This window comes from Massilia sp. CFBP9026, assembly GCF_034045165.1.
GTDB lineage: Bacteria > Pseudomonadota > Gammaproteobacteria > Burkholderiales > Burkholderiaceae_D > Telluria > Telluria arenae.
This window is the reverse complement of the sequence record NZ_JAXCWH010000004.1, coordinates 319,613-341,417: the sequence shown is the minus strand read 5'-3', so window position 1 is coordinate 341,417 and position 21,805 is coordinate 319,613. Positions and strand designations below refer to the sequence as shown.

General features: G+C 65.2%; 20 protein-coding genes. 14 read left to right on the top strand and 6 right to left on the bottom strand.

Going from position 1 to position 21,805, the window contains the following annotated elements; all coding sequences use genetic code 11:
• Positions 1–17: 17 nt before the first annotated feature.
• Positions 18–872: a 4-hydroxybenzoate octaprenyltransferase gene (gene ubiA / locus SOM28_RS12660; RefSeq protein WP_320468329.1), complete on the bottom strand. Its 855-nt coding sequence runs from the start codon at positions 870–872 to the stop codon at positions 18–20.
• Between the two features lie 310 nt (positions 873–1,182).
• On the opposite strand from ubiA, the gene SOM28_RS12655 reads away from it, so the two are divergent.
• The 5 genes from SOM28_RS12655 (at position 1,183) to SOM28_RS12630 (ending at position 7,850) form a co-directional block, all read left to right on the top strand.
• A complete protein-coding gene (locus SOM28_RS12655; protein WP_320468328.1) occupies positions 1,183–2,685 on the top strand; it encodes a PhoX family protein in 1,503 nt (500 codons plus the stop codon).
• 29 nt (positions 2,686–2,714) lie between these two features.
• Positions 2,715–3,287, top strand: coding sequence for a PEP-CTERM sorting domain-containing protein (locus SOM28_RS12650; protein WP_123069194.1), 573 nt, complete (start codon positions 2,715–2,717; stop codon positions 3,285–3,287).
• 74 nt (positions 3,288–3,361) lie between these two features.
• Positions 3,362–3,973, top strand: coding sequence for a TetR/AcrR family transcriptional regulator (locus tag SOM28_RS12640; RefSeq protein WP_346433470.1), 612 nt, complete (start codon positions 3,362–3,364; stop codon positions 3,971–3,973).
• A gap of 14 nt (positions 3,974–3,987) precedes the next feature.
• Positions 3,988–6,033 (top strand): prolyl oligopeptidase family serine peptidase, encoded by a 2,046-nt coding sequence (locus tag SOM28_RS12635; protein ID WP_320468327.1) that lies wholly within the window; start codon positions 3,988–3,990, stop codon positions 6,031–6,033.
• Positions 6,034–6,179: 146 nt separating this feature from the next.
• Complete coding sequence (locus SOM28_RS12630; protein WP_320468326.1) at positions 6,180–7,850, top strand: mechanosensitive ion channel family protein; 1,671 nt, start codon at positions 6,180–6,182, stop codon at positions 7,848–7,850.
• Here SOM28_RS12630 and SOM28_RS12625 read toward each other — a convergent pair.
• Positions 7,828–8,775, bottom strand: coding sequence for a hydrogen peroxide-inducible genes activator (locus SOM28_RS12625; protein WP_123069190.1), 948 nt, complete (start codon positions 8,773–8,775; stop codon positions 7,828–7,830). The genes SOM28_RS12630 and SOM28_RS12625 overlap by 23 nt on opposite strands.
• Before the next feature lie 152 nt (positions 8,776–8,927).
• Between SOM28_RS12625 and SOM28_RS12620 the strand changes: the two genes are divergently transcribed.
• From SOM28_RS12620 to SOM28_RS12610, 3 genes are read left to right on the top strand one after another with little or no spacing between them, the layout of a single operon-like run.
• Positions 8,928–10,112, top strand: a complete 1,185-nt coding sequence (locus tag SOM28_RS12620; RefSeq protein WP_320468325.1) for a PilT/PilU family type 4a pilus ATPase — start codon at positions 8,928–8,930, stop codon at positions 10,110–10,112.
• A gap of 21 nt (positions 10,113–10,133) precedes the next feature.
• Positions 10,134–10,607: an adenylyltransferase/cytidyltransferase family protein gene (locus tag SOM28_RS12615; RefSeq protein ID WP_147933663.1), complete on the top strand. Its 474-nt coding sequence runs from the start codon at positions 10,134–10,136 to the stop codon at positions 10,605–10,607.
• Positions 10,608–10,612: 5 nt separating this feature from the next.
• The gene (locus SOM28_RS12610) at positions 10,613–11,791 is read left to right on the top strand and encodes an aminotransferase class V-fold PLP-dependent enzyme (RefSeq protein WP_320468324.1); all 1,179 of its coding nucleotides are present in this window, start codon (positions 10,613–10,615) and stop codon (positions 11,789–11,791) included.
• Positions 11,792–11,803: 12 nt separating this feature from the next.
• On the opposite strand, the gene SOM28_RS12605 is transcribed toward SOM28_RS12610, so the two are convergent.
• Both SOM28_RS12605 and SOM28_RS12600 read right to left on the bottom strand, forming a co-directional pair.
• The gene (locus SOM28_RS12605; RefSeq protein WP_320468323.1) at positions 11,804–12,169 is read right to left on the bottom strand and encodes a hypothetical protein; all 366 of its coding nucleotides are present in this window, start codon (positions 12,167–12,169) and stop codon (positions 11,804–11,806) included.
• Between the two features lie 196 nt (positions 12,170–12,365).
• Positions 12,366–13,901: a hypothetical protein gene (locus SOM28_RS12600; protein WP_320468322.1), complete on the bottom strand. Its 1,536-nt coding sequence runs from the start codon at positions 13,899–13,901 to the stop codon at positions 12,366–12,368.
• Positions 13,902–14,008: 107 nt separating this feature from the next.
• Between SOM28_RS12600 and SOM28_RS12595 the strand changes: the two genes are divergently transcribed.
• The 3 genes from SOM28_RS12595 to SOM28_RS12585 all read left to right on the top strand — a co-directional run bounded on the left by SOM28_RS12595 (position 14,009) and on the right by SOM28_RS12585 (position 16,328).
• Positions 14,009–15,190, top strand: coding sequence for an SGNH/GDSL hydrolase family protein (locus tag SOM28_RS12595; RefSeq protein ID WP_320468321.1), 1,182 nt, complete (start codon positions 14,009–14,011; stop codon positions 15,188–15,190).
• 69 nt (positions 15,191–15,259) lie between these two features.
• Entirely contained in the window at positions 15,260–15,757 is a 498-nt protein-coding gene (locus SOM28_RS12590) for a cupin domain-containing protein (protein ID WP_123069210.1), read from the top strand.
• A 13-nt stretch (positions 15,758–15,770) separates the two neighbouring features.
• Positions 15,771–16,328, top strand: a complete 558-nt coding sequence (locus SOM28_RS12585; RefSeq protein ID WP_320468320.1) for a dihydrofolate reductase family protein — start codon at positions 15,771–15,773, stop codon at positions 16,326–16,328.
• A 3-nt stretch (positions 16,329–16,331) separates the two neighbouring features.
• Here SOM28_RS12585 and trmL read toward each other — a convergent pair whose 3' ends face one another.
• Both trmL and SOM28_RS12575 read right to left on the bottom strand, forming a co-directional pair.
• On the bottom strand, positions 16,332–16,802 hold the full coding sequence (gene trmL / locus SOM28_RS12580) for a tRNA (uridine(34)/cytosine(34)/5-carboxymethylaminomethyluridine(34)-2'-O)-methyltransferase TrmL (RefSeq protein ID WP_123069183.1): 471 nt from the start codon (positions 16,800–16,802) through the stop codon (positions 16,332–16,334).
• Between the two features lie 31 nt (positions 16,803–16,833).
• Positions 16,834–17,553, bottom strand: coding sequence for a ComF family protein (locus SOM28_RS12575; protein WP_320468319.1), 720 nt, complete (start codon positions 17,551–17,553; stop codon positions 16,834–16,836).
• Between the two features lie 60 nt (positions 17,554–17,613).
• On the opposite strand from SOM28_RS12575, the gene SOM28_RS12570 reads away from it, so the two are divergent.
• From SOM28_RS12570 to ctaD, 3 genes are all read left to right on the top strand, one after another.
• Positions 17,614–18,531 (top strand): methyltransferase domain-containing protein, encoded by a 918-nt coding sequence (locus SOM28_RS12570; RefSeq protein ID WP_320468318.1) that lies wholly within the window; start codon positions 17,614–17,616, stop codon positions 18,529–18,531.
• A gap of 350 nt (positions 18,532–18,881) precedes the next feature.
• Positions 18,882–20,078: a cytochrome c oxidase subunit II gene (gene coxB, locus SOM28_RS12565; RefSeq protein WP_123069181.1), complete on the top strand. Its 1,197-nt coding sequence runs from the start codon at positions 18,882–18,884 to the stop codon at positions 20,076–20,078.
• A 15-nt stretch (positions 20,079–20,093) separates the two neighbouring features.
• On the top strand, positions 20,094–21,707 hold the full coding sequence (gene ctaD / locus SOM28_RS12560; RefSeq protein ID WP_147933671.1) for a cytochrome c oxidase subunit I: 1,614 nt from the start codon (positions 20,094–20,096) through the stop codon (positions 21,705–21,707).
• Positions 21,708–21,805: the final 98 nt, after the last annotated feature.

Genomic DNA, 21,805 nt, shown 5'->3' with positions numbered 1-21,805 from the left:
ATGCCTTTTGGACAATATTAACCTAATGCATAGTCGAGCGCGACACCAATGAACAGTGCGGCCCCCAGCCAGTTGTTGTGGCGGAACGCCTTGAAGCACTTCATCCGGTCGCGATCGCGGATCAGGGTGTAGTGGTAGAGCGCCGTGCAGCCTGCCACCGCCACCCCGCCCACGAACCACCAGCGCAGGCCCAGCGACCAGCCGCACAGCAGCAGGATTGCCAGCGAGGCGCCGTAGCACAGCATGATGGCGGCCACGTCGAAGCGCCCGAAAGTGATGGCCGAGGTGCGCATGCCGAGCTTGAGGTCATCGTCGCGGTCGACCATGGCGTAGGCGGTGTCGTAGGCCACGGCCCAGAACACATTGGCCACCAGCAGCCACCAGGCCACGACCGGCACCTGGTCCTGCACCGCGGCGAAGGCCATCGGGATGCCGAAGCCGAAGGCGATGCCGAGATAGGCCTGGGGAATCGCGAAGAAGCGCTTGAAATAGGGATAGGTGCCGGCCACGATCACCGCCACCACTGACAACTGCTTGGTCAGCGCGTTGAGCGGCAGGATCAGCAGGAACGACACGATGGCGAGCACCGCCGCCACCATCACCGCTTCCTTGCCGCTGATCTTGCCGCTGGTGAGCGGACGGTCGACGGTGCGCTTGACGTGGCGGTCGAAGTCGCGGTCGGCGTAGTCGTTGATGGCGCAGCCGGCGGAACGCATCAGCGCCGTGCCGATGACGAAGATCGCCAGCACCTGCAGGTCGGGCACGCCGCCGGACGCCATCCACAGCGCCCACAGGGTAGGCCACAGCAAAAGAAGAATGCCGATCGGCTTGTCGGCCCGGACCAGGCGGAAATAGAGCGCCAGCTTGTTCATGGTGAATCGCGTCTTGTCAGAGAAGCACTGTTGAGCAGGAAGCAGCGATTCTAGCCCCTTTGGCGGCATGGCGGCTATGTCGCCTTGTGCATACGGGCGCTATCGGTTTTGCATGACACGACCGCGTCTTTACTGCATGGCGAATGCATCATTGTTGTCATTTTATCGTCATGGATTTGACATTTTTGTTTGTTTTAATGCATCAGTCCTACCGGGGGTGGTAGGGACAGGACGGGCCTGATGCACGGGCGCCGCCAACGACACCAGACGCCGGACCACCGGCTCGATTCCTATTCTTTGGAGCATCTCGATGAACGAACACGATATGTCGCCTTCGCGGCGCAACCTGCTCAAGGGCATGGCCGGCGCATCCGCGCTGCCTTTCGTCGGTGCCTTTGCCGCGCTGCACGCCCGCGAAGCGCTGGCGGCCAATGGCGCTACCGCCCTGGTCGACAGCCCCTACGGTCCGATCGCCCCGGTCAACGACCTGGCCACCGGCCTGCCGCTGCTGCAACTGCCGCCGGGCTTCAGCTACAAGAGCTATGGCTGGCGCGGCGACACGATGAGCGACGGCCGTCCCTGCCCGGGCGGCCACGACGGCATGGGCGTGATCGTCACGCGCAAGGTCGGTCGCAGTACGGAACAAGTGTTGGTGCGCAATCATGAAATCAGCGGCAGTGCCGCTGTCAATTTCATCAATGCCTATGGCCTGTACGACACCGGCAATGTGAGCGGTAGCTCGAGCAACCGTTCCTGCGGCGGCACGACCAACCTGGTGTTCCGCGACGGCGACTGGGTCAGCATGACCCCGAGCCTGGGCGGCACCCAGCAGAACTGCGCCGGCGGCATCACCCCCTGGGGCACCTGGCTGACCTGCGAAGAGATCGGTTCGGACACGGTCAGCGCCGGCGGCAAGAAGCACGGCTATGTGTTCGAGGTGACGGCCGATCCGCAGCAGGTCAGCGGCCAGGCTATCGTCAATATGGGCCGCTTCGCGCACGAAGCCGCCGCCGTCGACCCGAACAACAGCAACGTCTACCTGACCGAGGATTCCTCCGGCAAGTCGGGCTTCTACCGCTACATCCCCGACGTCAAGACCGGTGCGCCCGGTTCGCTGGCGATGGGCGGCGTGCTCGAGATGGCCAAGGTCAGGGGCCGCAACAACGTCAACCTGGCGGTGGCTTCGGTCGACGACACCTATGAGCTGGAGTGGGTGCCGATCGCCAATCCGGACGCCAACCGCGGCAGCGGCGTCGGCCTCAACGGCGAGACCATCAACAGCGCCGCCGGCCCCTTCGTGCAGGGCTGGATGAAAGGTGCGCTGCGCATGAACCGCGGCGAAGGCATCTGGTATGCCCAGGGCAAGATGTACGTGATGGACACCTCGGGCGGCCACGTCAACCGCGGCGCGATCTGGGAACTCGACCTGGCGCGCCAGACCCTGAAATGCATCTATTCGAGCCCGAGCCAGCTGGTGGGCAATATGGGCGACAACCTGACGGTCAGCCCGCGCAACGCGATCCTGATCTGCGAAGACTCGTCGAGCGCCATCACCGACCACTTCGGCTACGGCCAGCGCCTGATGGGCCTGACGGGCGCCGGCGACGCCTACATCTTCGCCAAGAACAACATCAACCTGACGGCCGCCCAGTTGCAGGGCGCCGGCAAGCTGCCTTCGCTCGCCGGAGATCAGCGCGGCAATGAATTCGCCGGCGCCTGCTTCGACCCGACCGGCCGCTACCTGTTCGTGAACATCCAGACCCCGGGCGTGACCTTCGCGATCTCGGGCCCGTGGGCCAAGGGCCCGCTGTAATCGTCATTTCTTATAAAAGGAAAACGAACATGAGCATGAACAAATTCGTCGCCGCCACCGCCGTCGCCCTGAGCGCGCTGGCCTTTTCGCACTCCGCCAGCGCCGTCGTCCTGACCAGCAGCAGCGGCGCCAATATCGTGACCGACTACAGCGAAGCCGGTGTCGTGTCCTTCGACCTCGACCTGGTCGACTTCAGCACCACCACACTCAACTTCGTGCTGGAAGAGGCCGACCTGGCCGGCCCGCTCAGCTTCAGCGCCATCATCCGCAACCTGGTGGGCCTGTCGATGCACCAGTTCAACTTCGGCCTGCAGGGCATCGGCTATGCGGCCGCAGGCAGCGTGTCTTCGTTCTCGGGCGCCCAGGCCAGCTATTCGAGCAACTACGCCGTCATCAAGTTCGCCAACGGCGAGACGGCCGATACGCTGTTCGGCAATCCGACCATGCTCGACGGCCGCAGCGACTGGCTGCTCGATACCACCGGCCTGTCGGCGGGCGACACCTTCTCGATCGTGGCGCAGGTGCCGGAACCGTCGACCGTGGCCATGGTGCTGCCGCTGATGGCGGGCCTGCTGCTGGCGCGCCGCCGCAAGCGCGATTGAGTTCTTAGGCAAGGCGTTTGACATGCCTGTCACTTGGTGACATAGTAAACGTCACTAAGTGACAGGCGTGGAGCATGATGGGAGTGCAGGACGAAGCAAGAATGGCGGTATCGCGCCACGCGGCAAGGCTGTTCGTGGAACGCGGCGTGGCCGCGACCAGCGGCGACGACATCGCCGCCGCGGCCGGCTTGTCGAAGCGCACGGTCTGGCGCTACTTCCGCAACAAGGAAAGCTGCGTCGAGCCACTGTTCGATGCGACCTCGCTGCGCTTCATCGCCATGCTGCGCAACTGGCCGCGCGACGCATCGATCGAGTCCTGGCTGCAGGCCTGTCTCGGGAGTGAGCGTGCCCCCGCCGACCTGGCCGACGACGTGCTGGCCGTGCGCCTGCTGGCCATGCTGCCGGACGAGCCGGACCTGCGCGCGTCCTGGCTGATGGCGACCCAGCGCGCCGAAGACGCGCTTGCCATGATCGTCGCCGACCGCCTGGAACGCTCACCCAGGGAGCTCGAGGTGCGGCTGTGCGCCGCGACCGTCATGGCCGCCATCCGCGTGGTCGACGAAACCATCAGCATCGCCGCCGTGAGGCACCGGCAAACCTTCACCAACCAGGACGTGATCGACCGCCTGGCGCACGCCATCCGCGTGGCCAGCACCCTGCCGATCTGCGATCCCGTCCTTGCCTGATAAGGAGATCCGTCATGCACCCAACCGCCTATCCCATCACCCGCCGCACCGACGCCGTCGACATCCTGCACGGACAGCGGATCGATGATCCTTACCGCTGGCTGGAAGGCGATGCGCGCAGCGACGCCGAGGTCGCGGCCTGGATCGCTGCGCAGAACGTCGTGACGAACGCCTGCCTGGCCGAGCTGCCGGGCCGCGCGGTCTTTCGCGCGCGGCTCGAAGCGCTGCAGAATCACGAGAAATTCACGATCCCGCGGGAGCAGGGCGGGCGCTATTTCTATACCCGCAATCCTGGCCTCGAGAACCAGGCGACCCTGTTGGTTCGCGACAGCGTCGATGGCCCGGACCGCGTGCTGATCGACCCCAATACATGGTCGGACCACGGCACCCGAGCCCTGGCCGAATGGGCGCCGTCGAAAGACGGCGCGCTGCTCGCCTACGCCGTGCAGGAAGACGGCGCCGACTGGCGCACCATCAAGGTGATCGAGGTCGCCACCGGAAAAATCCTCGACGACGCCCTGGCTTGGGCCCGCTTCACCACCATCGCCTGGGCGTCCGATGGCGCCGGCTTTTTCTACACCCGCTATCCCGAAGCGACGGCGGGCGACGCTGCGCTTGCCAACCACGCGGTCTATTTCCATGCGCTGAACACGCCGCAGTCGAGCGACCGGCTCCTGTATGCGACGCCCGAGCGGCCCGAGCTGCTGCACTTCGTCGAGGTGACCGACAGCGGACGCTATGCGGTGATCACATCCACGCCCGGCACCCAGACCAATAACCTCGTCGTCATCGACCTGCACGACGAACGCTGGCAGCCGCGCACCGTGGTCAAAGGCTTCGACGCCGAATGGTCGCCAGTGGGCGACGCCGGCAGCACCTTGTACCTGCTGACCAGCGGGCGCGCCGAACGGCGCCGGATCGCGACCCTCGACCTGGCCGACCCCGGCGCCGCGCCGCGGGACCTGATTGCCGAGGACAGCGCCGTGCTGGGCGATGCGCGCCTGGTTGGCGGCCGCCTGATCGGCACCTACCTGGTCGACGTGAAAACCCAGCTGCGGCGCTTCACGCTCGACGGCCGGCCGGATGGCGTCGTGGCGCTGCCCGGCATCGGCAGCGCGGGCGGCTTCCAGGGCCATCAGGCCGACAACGAAGCCTTCTTCGTGTTCACCAGTTTTAACGCGCCGACGACGATCTACCGCTATGACGTGGCCGCGAACACGGCCAGCGTGTGGGCGGCGCCAACGGTCGACGCCGACCTGGACAACATCGTGGTCGAGCAGCGTTTTTATGCGGCGCGCGACGGCGCCCGTGTGCCGCTGTTCCTCGTCCGGCGCAGCGACATCGCAGGGCCGGCGCCGACCCTGCTGCACGGTTACGGCGGCTTCGGCATCAGCATGATCTCGTACTACGAGCCAAACCTGCTGGCCTGGATCGAGCACGGAGGCATCGTGGCGATCGCCAATATCCGCGGCGGCGGAGAGTACGGCAAGGCCTGGCACGAGGCGGCCCGCCTTGACAGAAAGCAGACCAGCTACGACGACTTCATCGCCGCCGCCGAGTACCTGCACGCGCAAGGCATCGTGACGCGGGACGGCCTGGCCGTGCATGGCGAATCCGGCGGCGGCCTGCTGGTAGGCGCGGTCGTCAACCAGAGACCAGAGCTGTTCGCGGCGGCCTTGCCCGGTGTCGGCGTGATGGACATGCTGCGCTTTCACCGCTTCACGGGCGGGCGCCTGTGGATGGGCGAGTTCGGCGACCCGGACGATGCGGCGCAGTTCCGTACGTTGCTGTCCTATTCTCCCTACCATAACGTGGCGGCCGGCAAACCCTATCCGGCCATCCTGGTGACGACGGCGGACACCGACGACCGGGTCGTCCCGGCGCACAGCTTCAAATACGTCGCGGCGCTCCAGAACATCGATGCCGGGCCGCGTCCGCATCTGGTGCGTATCGAGACCCAGGCCGGCCATGGCGCCGGCAAGCCCACCGCCAAGGCCATCGCCGAAATGGCCGACAAATGGGCGTTCGCCGCGGTTTGGACGGGGTTGCGGGTGGAATAAGGGTAGAAGCCGGGCAATAGTGCGAGGGGCGGACTCGGCCGGATGCTAGACTTGCCTGAAAGCGGACATAGGATGTCCGTTTTCATTTTGAGCCCTGTTTTTGTTCCGCATCAGCCAGATGCCCAGTCAGAGGAGTCGACTTGCTTATGCGTGCTTCGTTCAGTTTCCTGTTCCTGTTATTGATCGCCCTGGCGGCGCCACTGTCACCGACCGTCTTCGCCGCCGGCCAGGCCGAAGAAGCGGCGCCCGCCGAGGAAGTCATTCCCGATGCGCTCAAGCGCGAGACGCCGCGCTCGATGGTGTCGGGCCTGATCTCCGCCCTGGCCGAGCCCGATTACGATCGCGCCGCCCAATACCTCGATACGCCGGCCACGAGCAACCGCCAGCGCACCAACGCCATCACCCAGGCGCGCAACTTCCATGCGCTGCTGGACAACGGCGGTTCGCTGTCGCCATTCGTCCAGCTGTCGAACGACGCCATCGGCAAGATCGACGACGACTTGCCGGCCGAGCAGGAAAATGTCGGCGTCCTGACGATTCAGGACCGTAAGGTGCCGATCCTGCTGGTGCGCGGCCAGGACGGCGACCACCAGGTCTGGCGCGTGTCACGCGAGACCATCGACCAGGTCGCGCAGGCGGCGCGCCAGGAGCCGGTGGTGCAGGAGCCCGACAAGAATGAATTCGTCGTCGCCGGCGCGCCGCTGAAGGACTGGGCGATGCTGGTCGGGCTCGGGGTGCTGCTCTTCGGCGGACTGTGGACGGTGGCGGCCCTGATCGTCGCCGCCATGCGCAAGCTGGTGGCCGATTCGGAGGCCAACGGCCTGGTGCGCTTCATGGAGGCGGCGCTCCCGCCGGCCAGCCTCTTGATCGCAGTTGGCCTGTTCTACAACTGGGCCGAAGAGCTGCCGGTGTCGATCGTCGCGCGCACGACCCTGCTGCGCTATACCGACATCGTGTCCGTCATCGCACTGGTGTGGTTCGGCCTGCGCCTGATCGACGCGGTGGCCGAGCTGGCCACCGCGCGCATGCAGCGCAGCCAGCGGCGCCAGGTGGTGGCCGTCATCACGCTGGCGCGCCGCGCCGCCAAGATCCTGCTGCTGGCGTTCTCCGGCATCGCCATCCTCGGCACCTTCGGCATCGACGTCACGACCGGTATCGCGGCGCTGGGTATCGGCGGTATCGCGCTGGCGCTGGGCGCCCAGAAGACGGTGGAAAACCTGGTCGGCAGCGTCACCGTGATCGCCGACAAGCCGCTGCAGGTGGGCGACTTCGTCAAGGTGGGCGACGTGGTCGGCACCGTGGAGGACGTGGGCATTCGCTCGACCCGCATCCGCACCGGCGAGCGCACCGTCGTCACCATCCCCAATGGCGACCTGTCGGCGCGCCAGATCGAGAACTTCGCGGCGCGCGACCGCTTCCTGTTCAACCCGACCATCGCGGTGCCGCTCGGCACCCCGTCGGCCAAGCTGAAGGAGGCGATCACCATCGTCCAGCAGGTGCTGACGGAAGAGAAGAACATGGCGGAGGGCCATCGCGCGCGGCTGGGCAGCATCAACGACCGGGCCTTCAACATCGATGTCTGGTCGTACATCAACGTCGGCGAGTTCGACACCCAAGTCATCATCCGCGAGACGCTGCTGCTGAAGATCCACGAGCGGCTGGAAGCGGCCGGCATCTCCTTCGCCTTCCCAACCCAGAAGATCGTGTTGTCGCGGGAGCAGACCGGCGCCCGGGAACAGCCGGATGGTCCTGGCGAGGGGGAAGAGGATGCAGGCCTGGTGACGCTGGATAAGACTATGCCGCCGCCTCGAGCGTGACCATCTCGACGCCCGGCAGATGGCATTCGCCCACCGCGCGCACCACCGCATCGATCGCGGCGCGGCGGGTGAAGCTCTTGCGCCAGGCGATTACCACGCGGCGCGACGGCGCCGGCGGCAGGAAGGGCACATAGGTCAAGAGGCCGTTCGGGTCGCGCATGTCGGCCACCGAGGCGCGCGGCAGCACGGTCAGGCCGATGCCGCTGGCGACCATGTGGCGGATCGTCTCGAGCGACGAGCCTTCGAAGGTGCGCTGCATGCCGTTGCCGGCCACCGGCGCCGAGAAGCGCGCCATTTCCGGGCACACCTCGAGCACCTGGTCGCGGAAGCAGTGGCCGGCGCCCAGCAGCAGCATGGTTTCGCTTTTCAGGTCTTCGGCCGAGATTTCCTTGCGGCCCGCCCACGGATGACTGCGCGGCATGGCCACGATGAAGGGCTCGTCGTACAGCGGCTGCACCGACATGCCGTGGTCGGGCAGCGGCAGCGCCATGATGGCGGCGTCCAGCTCGCCCTGGCGCAGCAGCTCCAGCAGTTTATGCGTGTAGTTCTCTTGCAGCACCAGCGGCATTTGCGGCACGGTGTCGATCAGGTTCTTCACCAGCGGCGGCAGCAGGTAGGGCCCGATCGTATAAATCACGCCCAGGCGCAGCGGGCCGGCCAGCGGATCCTTGTTCTGCTTGGCCAGCTCCTTGATGGCGGCGGTCTGTTCCAGCACCCGCTCGGCCTGGGCCACGATCTGGGCGCCCAGCGGCGTTACGGAGACTTCGGAGCCGCCACGCTCGAACAGGGTCACGCCCAGCTCATCCTCGAGCTTCTTGATGGCGACGGACAGGGTGGGCTGGGCCACGAAACAGGCTTCGGCGGCATGGCCGAAGTGTTTGGCGCGCGCAACGGCGACAATGTATTTCAGCTCGGTCAGTGTCATGTTTATATGTTTCGGATAGCGCACCATGGCCGGCGCCGGGGCGACGGACCGGGGGGCAGACCCGTTTTAGCCATGAAATAATAGTTTAACGAGAATCATAGTCGATATAATTGCCAAGCAGGCTACAAGGCCGCAATTTTTGAAAGGCCCGCATGTCTTCGACGTTCGGCCCGGCGGAAGCCCAGGCCTATATCCACAAGCTCCTGACGGTGATGCACCACCAGGGCGGCTCCGACCTCTTCATCTCGGCTGACTTTCCTCCAAGCATCAAACACCAGGGGGCGATGAAGGCGCTCAGCCAGCAGCGCCTGACGGGCGAAGTCACGCGCGCACTGGCGCTGTCGATCATGAACGAGCGCCAGCGCGCCGAGTTCGAGGCCGAGATGGAGTGCAATTTCGCGATCTCGCTGCCGGGCGTCTGCCGCTTCCGCGTCAACGTCTATGTGCAGCAGCAGAGCGTGGGCATGGTGGTGCGCACGATCGCGTCCGAAATCCCCAACTTCGAGAAGCTCGACTTGCCCGAGGTGCTCAAGGACGTGGTGATGACCAAGCGCGGCCTGGTGCTGGTCGTGGGCGGCACCGGTTCCGGCAAGTCGACCACGCTGGCGGCGATGATCGACTACCGCAACAGCAACTCGGCCGGCCACATCATCACGGTGGAAGACCCGGTGGAGTACGTCCACAAGAACAAGCAGTGCCTGGTGACGCACCGCGAAGTGGGCGTCGACACCCTGTCGTGGCATCATGCGTTGAAGAACACGCTGCGCCAGGCGCCGGACGTGATCCTGATCGGCGAGATCCGCGACACCGAGACGATGGAACATGCGATCGCCTTCGCCGAGACCGGCCACCTGTGCCTGGGCACCCTGCACGCCAATAACGCCAACCAGACGATGGACCGGATCATCAACTTCTTCCCGGAAGAGCGGCGGAATCAGTTATTGATGGATTTGTCGTCGAACCTGCGCGCCATCGTCTCGCAGCGCCTGGTGCGCACCGAGGATGGCAAGGGCCGCAAGGCGGCCATCGAGATCCTGCTGAACACGCCGACCATCGGCGAGATGATCCTCAAGGGGAACTTCCAGAACATCAAGGAGATCATGCACAAGTCGCGCGAACTGGGCATGTGCACCTTCGACCAGGCCTTGTTCGAGCTGTACAACAAGGGCCTGATCGGCTACGACGAGGCGATCCGCAATGCCGACTCGGCCAATGGCCTGCGCCTGCAGATCAAGCTGTCGGGCGAGCGCCGGGAACCGGGTGGCGGCGCAGCGCGGCCGGCCGAGCTGTCGATGGCAATCGACGAAGAACCTGACGACGAACCTCCGAAACACTGACATTCGCTTTATCGTTACCTTATGCCTTCATTCGAAAACAAGATCTGCACGCGCGCCGAGCTGGCTGCGCGTATCGCTGCATTGCCAAAACCCGTGGTGCTGACCAACGGCGTGTTCGACATCCTGCACCGCGGCCACGTGACCTACCTCGCGCAAGCGCGCGAACTGGGAGGGTCGCTGGTGGTGGCAGCGAACACCGATGCCTCGGTCAAGCGCCTGGGCAAGGGCGACGACCGCCCGCACAACACGCTGGCCGACCGCATGGCGGTGCTGGCGGCGCTCGAATCGGTGAGCTTGGTGGTCGAGTTCGACGAGGACACCGCGCTGGAAGTGGTGCAGGAAGGCCGGCCCGACATCTACGCCAAGGGCGGCGATTACGTGATGGACCAGATCCCCGAAGGCAAGGCCGTGCTGGCCTACGGCGGCCGGGCGGTGGCGATCGACTTCGAGCATGACCGCTCGACCACCAAGCTGGTGGCGCGCATTCGCGGCTGACCGGCATGTCGGCGCTTCCTGCCCTGCCTGCCGATCTCGACGCGCTGTATCCGCGCGCGCCGGACGCCATCGTCAATCTCGAGCATGGCTATTTCGGGGCGATGGCGCTGCCGGTGCAGCAGGCGCTGGAGGAGGCGATCCGGTATACCAACGCGCACCTGAGTCCTTTCCTGCGCGGCGAGTTCGGGTACAAGCATGCCGAAACCCTGCGCGCGCGGCTGGCGCAGCTGATCAACGCCGAGCCGCACGAGATCCTGCTCACGCGCAGCGCCAGCGAATCGATGCAAGTGCTGATCGGGCAGTATCGTGCGCTGGAGGCGGGCGATGCGGTGCTGTGGTCGAACCTGGACTATCCGGCCATGCGCTACGCGATGGCCTGGCTCGAAGGGCGGCGCGGCGCGCGTCCGGTCGAACTGCAACTCACCTTGCCGCTGAGCCGTGCCGCACTGCTCGACCGTTATGCGGCGGCGATCCGCGACACGCCGGGTCTGAAGCTGATGCTGCTGTCCCAGGTCCATCCGGCGACCGGCCAGCAAGTGCCGGTGCGCGAGATCGTGGCGCTGGCGCGCGAGCGCGGCATCGACGTGCTGGTCGATAGCGCGCATGCGCTGGGGCAGGTGGCGGTGGACGTGCAGGCGCTGGGCATCGACTTCGCCGGCTTCAACCTGCATAAATGGATCGGCGCGCCGCCGGGACTGGGCTTCGTCTATATCCGCGCCTCGCAGCTGGACAAGATCGAGCCGCATTTCGGCGACCGCGACTACGCCGAGGACGACATTCGCGGCCGCCTGCATGCAGGCATGCCGCCGGTGAGCGCCATCATGGCGGCCCCAAGCGCGCTCGACGTTCATGAGATGCTCGGCGGAGTGACGGCGAAGGAAGCGCGCCTGAACTGGCTGCGCAGTTACTGGATGCGGCGTGTGGCCGAGTTGCCGGGACTGCGCCTGCTGACGCCGCTCGACGGCGGCACGGCGCTGGCGGCGTTCACGATCGATGGCATGACGGCGCGCGAGGTGCATGGGGCGCTGCTGGAGCGCTTCGGCATCTTCACGGTCGAGCGCCACGTGGGAGACATGAGCGTCGTGCGCGTTACCGTGGCGCTGACCACGACCACGGGGGAGCTGGACCGCCTGGTCGACGCCTTGGGCGTCCTGGCGCGTGAAGCCGCCGGGCGGTCCGCCTAGCGTTGCCCTTGCTCAGCCTGCCGTGGCGGGCGTGCGGTCGTATTGCACCACGCCGCCCTCCGACAGCGTGAACACCAGGTCGCACTGCGCGAAGATGTCGGCGCTCACGCCATCATGGACCGAGTCGTAGAGCCATGCGGCCATCGCGGCATTCGTCGCCTGCATCTCGATTTCCTGGCCGGGTTTGCCCGCTTGCAGCGCATCGACCAGTTCCTGGACGAAGAAGGGGATGGCGCCCGCGGTCCATTCGGCGCCACGTTCGCGCGCCTCGGCTGCGCGCGGTTGCGCCATCGCCATCAGCGCTGCGGCGTCGACCTGCGTTTTCATGGCCAGGGTGGGTTCGGATTGGTCATCGGTCGTGAAAACACGTATCAGCATGGTGTTGGCTTTCGTTTCATTGGTTGGATCAACCCATATGGTACGCGTAGTACGCGTCCCGCAGCTTGTTGCGGAACCTGTATGCGCTCGACATTCACCGGGTTCAGCTGCGTCGCGTCGTTCACCACCGGCTGGCGGGCCGCGGCGGGCACGCACAGCGCGGCCAGCGCGAGCGCCAGCCGGCGCCGCGCAGGGTTCAGGTGCGGTTCTTGCGCGGATTGCATCCTGCCACTGGACGCCATTCGTAGCCTTCCACCTTCCTGGAAGAGCCGATCTCGGTCATTGTGAGCGCGACCCGGGTCAGGCAAGGGCCGAAGGCGTCTGACGGCGGCACGATCGTCTTGCTGCCTTCGATGACCGATGCCCTGAACTCGTCCACCGCCGGCTGGCCCAGCTCGCGCAGCAGCATGGTTTCCCACGCCGCCTCGTCGAGGCGGATGCCCTTGCTGCGATCGACGAACATTGGTATCAGGACGTCGATCACATTGCGGCGCCCCTGCGATTTGGCCAGCAGCTGTGAATTGACCAGGCCGAAGTAGAGCAGGCCGCGGCCATACGGAACGCGGCGCGTGTTTTCGTCGCCGCTGCCGATGCCGTCGATCCGTTCCAGGCTCCAGTTGCGCGCCGGGCTGCGGTAGTAGTCGCCGCCGAAGCCATTCACGCCGAGGGCGCAGAAGGGGGCGTCGGCCAGGCCTTGCTCGCAGGGCAGGGTCGCGCTCAGGTAAGTGGTGAGGCCCTCGACGAACCAGCCGCCGGCGCCCGACAGATCGCCCACCCAATGGTGCGCCATCTCATGGAAGACCGTGTTCTTGAACTTGTCGAGCGACTGCCCGCCCAGCGTCGTTCCCGTGCTCAGCAAGGCGCCGCCGCCGGCCGTGCGCCCGGTGCCGGTGGCATACGACGGCACGTCGAGCGACCGGATGAACAGACGGTACTCCGGTGTACCGAGATACTTGAGCGAACTGGCCAGTATGGCGTGGCTGCGGGTGGCAAAGTCCAGTATATCCGCCCGATCGAATGGCTGCTGTCCCAGGAAATAGACGTGCAGGCCAGGCGAACTGGCCGGATCGTGCACCTGCACTGGACCTGCCAGCATCCACTGGGAGTCGAGTTCGGACGGGCCGCCTGCGAGGAGCGTGGCGCCGGCGCCGGCCGTCATGGCGCCGATCGAACCGCGCGGCAGTTCCGACAGGTCCCAGTCGAAGCGGGTGGCGGTCGAGGTAGTGTTGGCGGGCAGTAGCAAGAACCCCAAGCCGCTGCCGGACACGCCCTGGCCGCTTGCTTTCATGCCGTATGGCGGGCCGCCGCCTTCGGTCGCGGGCTGGGTCGGGATGCGGTAGCTGACCGTGACCGGCGCCACGGTTTTCCTGGCCGCCTGCCAGTAGCGGAAACCGGTAGCAGGGCCGACCTGCCCTGGTTTGTTCTCGATCGTGAGCGGGACCGGGCCGTTGGCATCGAGGACGCTCAAGCCGGTGATCTTGTCGGCAATCGTTTTGACACCGAACAGGCCGAGCGGCGCGCGAAAACGCAGGGGCGTATCGCCGGCAGGCAGATCCTTGGTCAGGATCTGGCGCACTTCGAGGGCCTCGACCTTGCCGTTCGTGACCAGCGGTTTGACGACCACCGACAGCCCCGGCGTGGGCGCCGCAGCACTGGCCCAGGGCGCGGCGGCGAATAAAGTGAGCGACAGCAGGCCGCACAGGCGGCGCGGGACGGTGGACAGGCTGGACATGGTGTAACTCTCGGTAAGTGTTTTTAAGTTATCGACCTTAGCATGGGTACAGGCAACAAGTACAATCACTGTTGCATATGCCACACCATCACTCAAGGACCTCCGCCATGCCGAACGTCTCTCTCTCCTTCAGCCTGCCGATCACGCCCGACCTCATCCATGGAGCGGTCGAGCTCGAGCGCACGGAAGTGGGCCTGCTGCCGCACCGCCTGCCCGCCTGGGCGCGTGCGCAGTATCCGGACGCGCAACTGGCGCTGGCCGAGGCGCAGCCATCGGGCGTGCGCCTGGTGTTCCGCACAAGGGCGAGCACGGTCGAACTGGACACCTTGCCGACCAAGCGCCGCTATGGCGCCATGGCGCCACGCCCGGACGGCATCTATGACCTGCTCGTCGATGGCGAGCTGACGCAGCAGGCCAGCGCGCCGGGCGGCAAGATCATGGACATCGACGTGTTGTCAGGAGCGGCCAAGGTGCAGCCGGGCGACGTGCAGCGGCTGCGCTTTGCCGGCCTGCCGCCGGGCGACAAGACGATCGAGATATGGCTGCCGCATGACGAGACGACCGAGCTAGTGGCGCTGCATGCCGATGCACCGGTCGCTCCGCTGGCGGCCCTGGGCCAGCGCCGCTGGCTGCACCATGGCAGTTCCATCAGCCAGGGCTCCAATGCGACCAATCCGACCGGCATCTGGCCGGCAGTCGCCGCCCGGCTGGCCGGCGTCGACCTGCTCAATCTGGGCTTCGGCGGCAATGCATTATTGGACCCGTTCACGGCGCGCACGATTCGCAACTTGCCGGCCGACGTGATCAGCCTCAAGCTCGGGATTAACCTCGTCAACACTGATGCGATGCGGCTGCGCGCCTTCGGGCCGGCCGTGCACGGTTTTCTCGATACGATCAGGGAAGGGCATCCGACCACGCCGCTGCTGGTGATTTCGCCGACTTGGTGTCCGATCCACGAGACGACGCCCGGTCCGACCATGTTCGATGGCAAGGCGCTGGAAAAGGGGACCTTGCTGTTCCGCGCATTGGGCAACGACGCCGAGCGCCGGCAGGGCAAGCTGACCCTGGGCGTGATTCGCGAGCAGTTGCAGAAGATCGTCCAGCAGAGGGCGCCGGCGGATGCGAATATCCATTACCTCGACGGCAGCGCGCTTTACGGCGCCGAGGGCAATGCGCGTTATCCGCTGCCCGATGAGCTGCATCCCGAGGCGGAGGCGCACCGCTTGATCGGCGAACGCTTTAGTGCGCTGGCGTTTCGTGCCGGTGCCTTTGGCAAAGGCGCGGCCTGAATTTGAATTTATCCTTTATTGGAATGTAAGCTTCCGAGAAACTGCTACCGCTTGATCTGCGAGACTTTTATGACGCTTGAATCCCGTTCGGACAATCTGATCTCCCTGCTGTCGCTCATGCCGCATCCGGAAGGAGGCCACTTCAGGGAGACCTACCGAAGTCAACACCGTGTGAACAGGGAGGAGGACGGTGTTAGCCGTTCTGCCTCGACCGCGATCTATTATCTTCTTCGCGGAAGGGAGAGGTCGACCTGGCATCGGATTCGGTCGGACGAGATGTGGCATTTCTATGATGGGGTGCCAATTCGAATCTACGTCCTGGAGCCGGATGGAGGGCTCAGCGTTCTCAGGCTCGGTAATCCATTGCGGCATGAGGGTGCGCAGTTCCAGGCACTGGTTCCTGCCGGGCGCTGGTTCGCCGCGGAATGCGAGGAACAGGAGAGCTACAGTCTGGTGGGTTGTACGGTAGCCCCGGGCTTCGAGTTCGAAGAATTCGAGATCGGGGATGCGAGCGTCCTCAGGCGGGATTGGCCCGCGCATGCGGAGTCGATCGCGCGCCTGGCGTAATGCGGAGGGTGTTATGGGACTCTTAACCTTCAGTATCAATATCACCCTGGACGGCTGCGTCGACCACCAGGAAGGAATCGCCGACGACGAGACGCATGCGTTCTTCACCCGCCTCATGGACGAGAGCGGGGCGATGCTGTGGGGCCGCGTCACCTACGAGATGATGGAAGGCTACTGGCCAGCGGTCGCCACGGGCGCTATGGAAGCGCCGCCGGCGATGCGCGAGTGGGCGCTCAAGCTGGAAGCCAAGCCGAAGTACGTGGTGTCCTCGACACGCACCGACTTCCCCTGGGCCAACAGTCACCATATTGCCGGCGACCTGCGTGCGGGCGTACAGCAGCTCAAGGATGCGACGCCGAACGGCGTGCTCCTCGGTAGCGGCAAGCTCGCGGCCGAGCTGGACCGGCTGGACCTGATCGACGATTACAAGCTACTGGTCCACCCAAGGATCGCCGGCCACGGCCCGACCCTGTACGAGAGCGGACTACCGAGCACGCGACGGCTTGAATTCATCTCGGCGAAACCACTCATCAGCGGTGCGGTCGCGATGCATTACCGACGCGCGCGCTGACATTTAGGCTCCGCCCTGGTAACCGTTCTGCCGCCAGGCCTCGTACACCACGATCGCCACGGTGTTCGACAAATTCAGGCTGCGGTTATCGGGCCGCATCGGCAGCCGGATGCGCTGGGCCGGCGGGAAGGTCTCACGAAACGCCGGCGCCAGGCCGCGCGACTCCGGCCCGAACACGAACACGTCGCCTGCCTGGAAGCTGGCCTCGGCGAATGGCGACGAGCCATGCGTGGTGAGCGCGAACATGCGCGACTGGTCGGGCTTGACTGCCTCCAGGAAGGCATCCCAGTCCTTGTGCACCTTCATATTGGCGTACTCGTGATAATCCAGCCCGGCGCGGCGCATCTTGGCGTCGTCCAGCGGGAACCCGAGCGGCTCGATCAGGTGCAGCTGGGCGCCGGCGTTGGCGCACAGGCGGATCACATTGCCGGTATTCGGCGGGATTTCTGGTTCGACCAGGACGACGTGAAACAAGGTACTTCTCCTCAGTGATCTCAGTGATAGTTCATGCATGCGGCGGCGTGCGCGCAAACACGAAGTTCGTGACGCGCGCGGCCCCGGCCCGTTTCAGGACGGCGGCAACTTCGTCGAGCGTATGCCCACTCGACATGACGTCGTCGACCACGCCCACATGGCGTCCGCGTACGTCGCACATGGCGTCCACCCCAAACGCCCCGCGCACATTCTTCTTGCGTTCTCCCGGCGCGGCATTCGACTGCGCCTGTGTTTCCCGCACCCGTTGCAAGAGCCGCGGCGCTACGGCCACGCGCAAGGCGCGGGCCAGCGGCCGCGCCACCTCGAGCGCCTGGTTGTAGCCACGCTCGACCAGGCGGGCGGGCCCCAGCGGCACCGGGCACAGCACGTCGGGCACCGCTGGCGCTGCAAGTGCGACGGCGCCCTGCAGCACGCGCGCCATCCACGGCGCCAGCGCCAGCTGGGCCCCGAATTTCAGCTGCAGCACCAGGCTGTCGAGCGGCGCCGCGTAATCGCAGGCGGCCACCGTGGCGTCGAAGGAGGGCCTGTCGGCCAGGCAGGCGCCGCAATGCCGGCCGAGATCGGGCGCGCCGATCGGATTGGCGCAGCACGGGCAGCGCGTCACGGGCAGGACGTAGGCCTGCTCGCAGGCCGCGCACACGGCTTGACCCGAGTAGCCTCCGCACAAGGCGCAGGCGGACGGCAGCATGGCGCCCAGCAGGCGGCCGGGCAGTGCGCGAAGGTCCAGCATCGGCTTGACTTCCCACAACCGGTTAAACTGCCAACATTATCTCATCTCGACTTGCATCCCATGGCTTCTCCTCAATCCTCGTCCACGCTGAGCGCCCCGATCGACCTGTCCCGCGTGCGCGAGCTGTTTGCGCGTCCCGAACGCATCGCCCCGTCGGATTTCCTGCGCCGCGAGATCGCCGAACGGATGCATGAGCGCCTGAGTCTCGTCAAACTCGTCCCGAAGCAGGTGCTGGACGCCGGTTGCGGCGCCGGGGCCGACCTGGCCTTGCTGCAGAAAACCTACCCGGCCGCCCAGATCCTGGGCCTCGATGGGGCAGGGGCCATGGCGCGCGCGGCCAAGGGGCCGGTAGCGCAGGGCGGCGCGCTGAACCAGCTGCTGACGCGCCTGATGCCGGCCAAGGCCGGTGTCGACGTGCTGTGCGGCGACTATGGCAACCTGCCGTTCGGACCGAACTCGCTCGACCTGCTGTGGTCGAACCTGGCGCTGCACTGGCACCCGCTGCCCGACCGCGTGTTCGCCGAATGGCGCCGCGTGCTGCGGGTGGAGGGGCTGCTGATGTTTTCCTGCTTCGGTCCGGACACCTTCACCGAGGTGCGCAGCGCTTTTGCCGCGCTCGATGCCTACCCGCACACCTTGCCCTTCGTCGACATGCATGACTTCGGCGACCAGCTGGTCGCGGCCGGCTTCTCGACGCCTGTCATGGACATGGAACGCATCACCGTCACCTACGACACACCGCAGGCGCTACTGGCGGACGTGCGGGCGCTGGGCGGCAATCCGCTGGAATCTCGCCGCCGTAGCCTGATCGGCCGCGCGGCCTGGCGCCGCATGCTCGACGCCCTGGAGGCGCAACGCCGCCCGGACGGCAAGCTCAGCCTGACTTTCGAAGTCATCTACGGCCACGCCTTCCGCCCGGCGCCGCGCACCACGGCCACCGGCGAATCGATCGTGCGCTTCCAGCCCCGCAAGCCCTGATATCCACCTTGCATGGCTGATATGGCAATAAGCCCGATTTTCCTTGAATAAAAATTAGTGCTTTAGATATAATCAATTGCTATTTTTTTCGTCCGGCCAACAGAATCGCTTAAAAAAGCGGCAGATTCGGGCGAAAAGTAGAAAAAAGAATTGCAGCAGTCGTAGAGTCGCCCACCCTGGCAGCAACGTATTGCCAGGTGGGCGAGATGGTTTCCCACCATTCCGCAGCGCAATTTTGCGGGACGACCCGGCAAGCCCTCTGCGATCAGTAGGAGCGGGCACGGTTCGTTCACGAAATTGCTGGGCCCGTTTAAAAATATTCTTATTTTTAGGGTGGTTGGGGACAATACATGACATATGCAACGCGACTTCAGGCCGTGCTGTACGGCCTTGCCGTACTCGCAGTAGCCGGCGCCACGCCAGCCCTGGCGCAGCAACAGCCGATCACAGGCCGGCCTCTCGAGCACCAGCTCAATATGCAGGCCCCCGTCACCGCCGTCGGCGCCGACATCTATAGTTTGCACAACTGGATGATGATCGTTTGCCTGGTGATCTTCGTCGCTGTATTCGGCGTCATGTTCTATTCGGTGTTCAAGCACCGCAAATCGCTGGGCCACAAGCCCGCCACCTTCCACGAATCCACTGCCGTCGAGATCGCCTGGACCGTGGTGCCGTTCCTGATCGTCATCGGCATGGCGCTGCCCGCGACCAAGACCGTGGTCGCGCTGAAGGACACCTCGAACGCCGATCTGACCATCAAGGCCACCGGCATGCAGTGGAAGTGGGGCTACGATTACCTGAAAGGCGAGGGCGAAGGCATTTCCTTCCTGTCGAACCTGTCCACCCCGCGCTCCCAGATCGGTGAGCCGGGCGTCAAGCCCACCGAGGCGCGCACCGAGAACTACCTGCTCGAAGTCGATAACGAGATGGTGGTCCCGGTGAACAAGAAGATCCGCATGGTGTTCACCGCCAACGACGTGATCCACGCCTGGACAGTTCCGGCATTCGCGATCAAGCAGGATGCCATCCCCGGTTTCGTGCGCGACGGCTGGTTCCGCGCCGAGAAGACCGGCGTCTACCGCGGCAACTGCGTCGAGCTGTGCGGCAAGGACCACGCCTTCATGCCGATCGTGGTGCGCGTCGTGACCGACGCCGAATACACCGCCTGGGTCGAGGGCAAGCAGAAGGAAATGGCGGCCCTGGCCGACGATCCGACCAAGACCTGGACCATCGACGAACTCAAGGTCCGCGGCGAGCAGGTCTACGCCGCCAACTGCGTGGCCTGCCACCAGGCCAACGGCAAGGGTGTGCCGGCTGCGTTCGCGGCGCTGGACGGTTCACCGAACGTGCTGGGCGAGAAGGCGCACCAGATCGACATCCTGCTCAACGGCCAGAAGTCCGGCAAGTTCCCGACCGAAATGCCGGCGTGGAAACAGTTGTCCGATACCGAGATCGCCGCCGTGATCACTTATACCCGCAATACCTGGTCGAACAAGGCTGCGGAAAATATCGTTCAACCGGCCGAAGTCCTGGCCGCACGCAAATAATGCAGGGGTAACGACATGAGCACCACGACGATCGACCACGGCCACGATCACGAACACGGCCACGACCACGCCCACGACGAGCACCACGACCATCCACACGGCTGGCGCCGCTGGCTGTTCGCCACCAATCACAAGGACATCGGCACGTTATACCTCTGGTTCTCGTTCATCATGCTGCTCTCGGGCGGCGTGCTGGCGCTGATGATCCGCGCCGAGCTGTTCCAGCCCGGCCTGCAATTCGTGCGTCCCGAATTCTTCAACCAGCTCACCACCATGCACGGCCTGGTGATGGTGTTCGGCGCGATCATGCCGGCCTTCGTCGGCTTCGCCAACTGGATGCTGCCGCTGCAGGTGGGCGCCTCGGACATGGCGTTCGCGCGCATGAACAACTTCTCGTTCTGGCTGCTGCCGCCGGCCGCGCTGCTGCTGGCCGGTTCCTTCCTGGTGCCGGGCGGCGCCACCGCGGCGGGTTGGACTTTATATGCGCCACTGTCGACCCAGATGGGCGTCGGCATGGACATGGCGATTTTTGCCATGCACATCATGGGCGCCTCGTCGATCATGGGCTCCATTAACATCATCGTCACCATCCTGAACATGCGCGCGCCGGGCATGACCCTGATGAAGATGCCGATGTTCTGCTGGACCTGGCTGATCACCGCCTACCTGCTCATCGCCGTGATGCCGGTGCTGGCCGGGGCCATCACCATGACCCTGACCGACCGCCACTTCGGCACCTCGTTCTTCAACGCCGCCGGCGGCGGCGATCCGGTGATGTACCAGCACATCTTCTGGTTCTTCGGCCACCCCGAGGTCTACATCATGATCTTGCCGGCCTTCGGCATCGTCTCGCAGATCATCCCGGCCTTCGCACGCAAGCCCCTGTTCGGCTATGCCTCGATGGTGTACGCCACCGCCTCGATCGCGATCCTGTCGTTCGTCGTCTGGGCCCACCACATGTTCACTACCGGCATGCCGGTGACCTCGCAGCTGTTCTTCATGTACGCCACCATGCTGATCTCGGTGCCGACCGGCGTGAAGGTGTTCAACTGGGTCGCCACCATGTGGAAGGGCTCGATGACCTTCGAGACCCCGATGCTGTTCGCGGTCGGCTTCATCTTCGTGTTCACCATGGGCGGCTTCACCGGCCTGATCCTGGCCGTGACCCCGATCGACATCCAGGTGCATGACACCTATTACGTGGTGGCCCACTTCCACTACGTGCTGGTGGCCGGCTCGCTGTTCGCACTGTTCGCCGGCTTCTATTACTGGGCGCCGAAATGGACCGGCCATATGTATCCCGAAGGCCGCGGCAAGATCCACTTCTGGCTGTCGCTCATCACCTTCAACATCACCTTCTTCCCGATGCACTTCCTGGGACTGGCCGGCATGCCGCGCCGTTACGCCGACTACGCGGTGCAGTTCACCGACTTCAATATGATCGTGTCGATCGGCGCCTTCGGCTTCGGTTTCAGCCAGGTGTACTTCCTGTTCGCGGTGGTGCTGCCGACCATCCGCGGCGGCGCCAAGGCCCCGGCCAAGCCGTGGGAAGGCGCGGAAGGCCTGGAGTGGACCGTGCCGAGCCCGGCGCCATTCCACACCTTCGAGCATCCACCGCTGGTGAAATGATGAGCGCGCGCAAACCAAATAACCTGCGGACCGCCCTGCTGGTGGGCGGCCTGGCGCTGTTCTTCTTCGTCAGCGTGTTCGTCAAGTTCACCTTGTTG

Bases quoted from the DNA above. Each gene is read 5' to 3' on its own strand.
- SOM28_RS12650 (WP_123069194.1), top strand. From the start codon at position 2,715: ATGAGCATGAACAAATTCGTCGCCGCCACCGCCGTCGCCCTGAGCGCG.
- SOM28_RS12600 (WP_320468322.1), bottom strand. From the start codon at position 13,901: ATGTCCAGCCTGTCCACCGTCCCGCGCCGCCTGTGCGGCCTGCTGTCG.
- SOM28_RS12620 (WP_320468325.1), top strand. From the start codon at position 8,928: ATGTCTTCGACGTTCGGCCCGGCGGAAGCCCAGGCCTATATCCACAAG.
- SOM28_RS12605 (WP_320468323.1), bottom strand. From the start codon at position 12,169: ATGCTGATACGTGTTTTCACGACCGATGACCAATCCGAACCCACCCTG.
- SOM28_RS12595 (WP_320468321.1), top strand. From the start codon at position 14,009: ATGCCGAACGTCTCTCTCTCCTTCAGCCTGCCGATCACGCCCGACCTC.
- ctaD (WP_147933671.1), top strand. From the start codon at position 20,094: ATGAGCACCACGACGATCGACCACGGCCACGATCACGAACACGGCCAC.
- SOM28_RS12610 (WP_320468324.1), top strand. From the start codon at position 10,613: ATGTCGGCGCTTCCTGCCCTGCCTGCCGATCTCGACGCGCTGTATCCG.
- coxB (WP_123069181.1), top strand. From the start codon at position 18,882: ATGACATATGCAACGCGACTTCAGGCCGTGCTGTACGGCCTTGCCGTA.
- SOM28_RS12570 (WP_320468318.1), top strand. From the start codon at position 17,614: ATGGCTTCTCCTCAATCCTCGTCCACGCTGAGCGCCCCGATCGACCTG.
- SOM28_RS12635 (WP_320468327.1), top strand. From the start codon at position 3,988: ATGCACCCAACCGCCTATCCCATCACCCGCCGCACCGACGCCGTCGAC.
- SOM28_RS12590 (WP_123069210.1), top strand. From the start codon at position 15,260: ATGACGCTTGAATCCCGTTCGGACAATCTGATCTCCCTGCTGTCGCTC.
- SOM28_RS12630 (WP_320468326.1), top strand. From the start codon at position 6,180: ATGCGTGCTTCGTTCAGTTTCCTGTTCCTGTTATTGATCGCCCTGGCG.
- SOM28_RS12585 (WP_320468320.1), top strand. From the start codon at position 15,771: ATGGGACTCTTAACCTTCAGTATCAATATCACCCTGGACGGCTGCGTC.
- SOM28_RS12625 (WP_123069190.1), bottom strand. From the start codon at position 8,775: ATGACACTGACCGAGCTGAAATACATTGTCGCCGTTGCGCGCGCCAAA.
- SOM28_RS12575 (WP_320468319.1), bottom strand. From the start codon at position 17,553: ATGCTGGACCTTCGCGCACTGCCCGGCCGCCTGCTGGGCGCCATGCTG.
- SOM28_RS12640 (WP_346433470.1), top strand. From the start codon at position 3,362: ATGATGGGAGTGCAGGACGAAGCAAGAATGGCGGTATCGCGCCACGCG.
- SOM28_RS12655 (WP_320468328.1), top strand. From the start codon at position 1,183: ATGAACGAACACGATATGTCGCCTTCGCGGCGCAACCTGCTCAAGGGC.
- ubiA (WP_320468329.1), bottom strand. From the start codon at position 872: ATGAACAAGCTGGCGCTCTATTTCCGCCTGGTCCGGGCCGACAAGCCG.
- SOM28_RS12615 (WP_147933663.1), top strand. From the start codon at position 10,134: ATGCCTTCATTCGAAAACAAGATCTGCACGCGCGCCGAGCTGGCTGCG.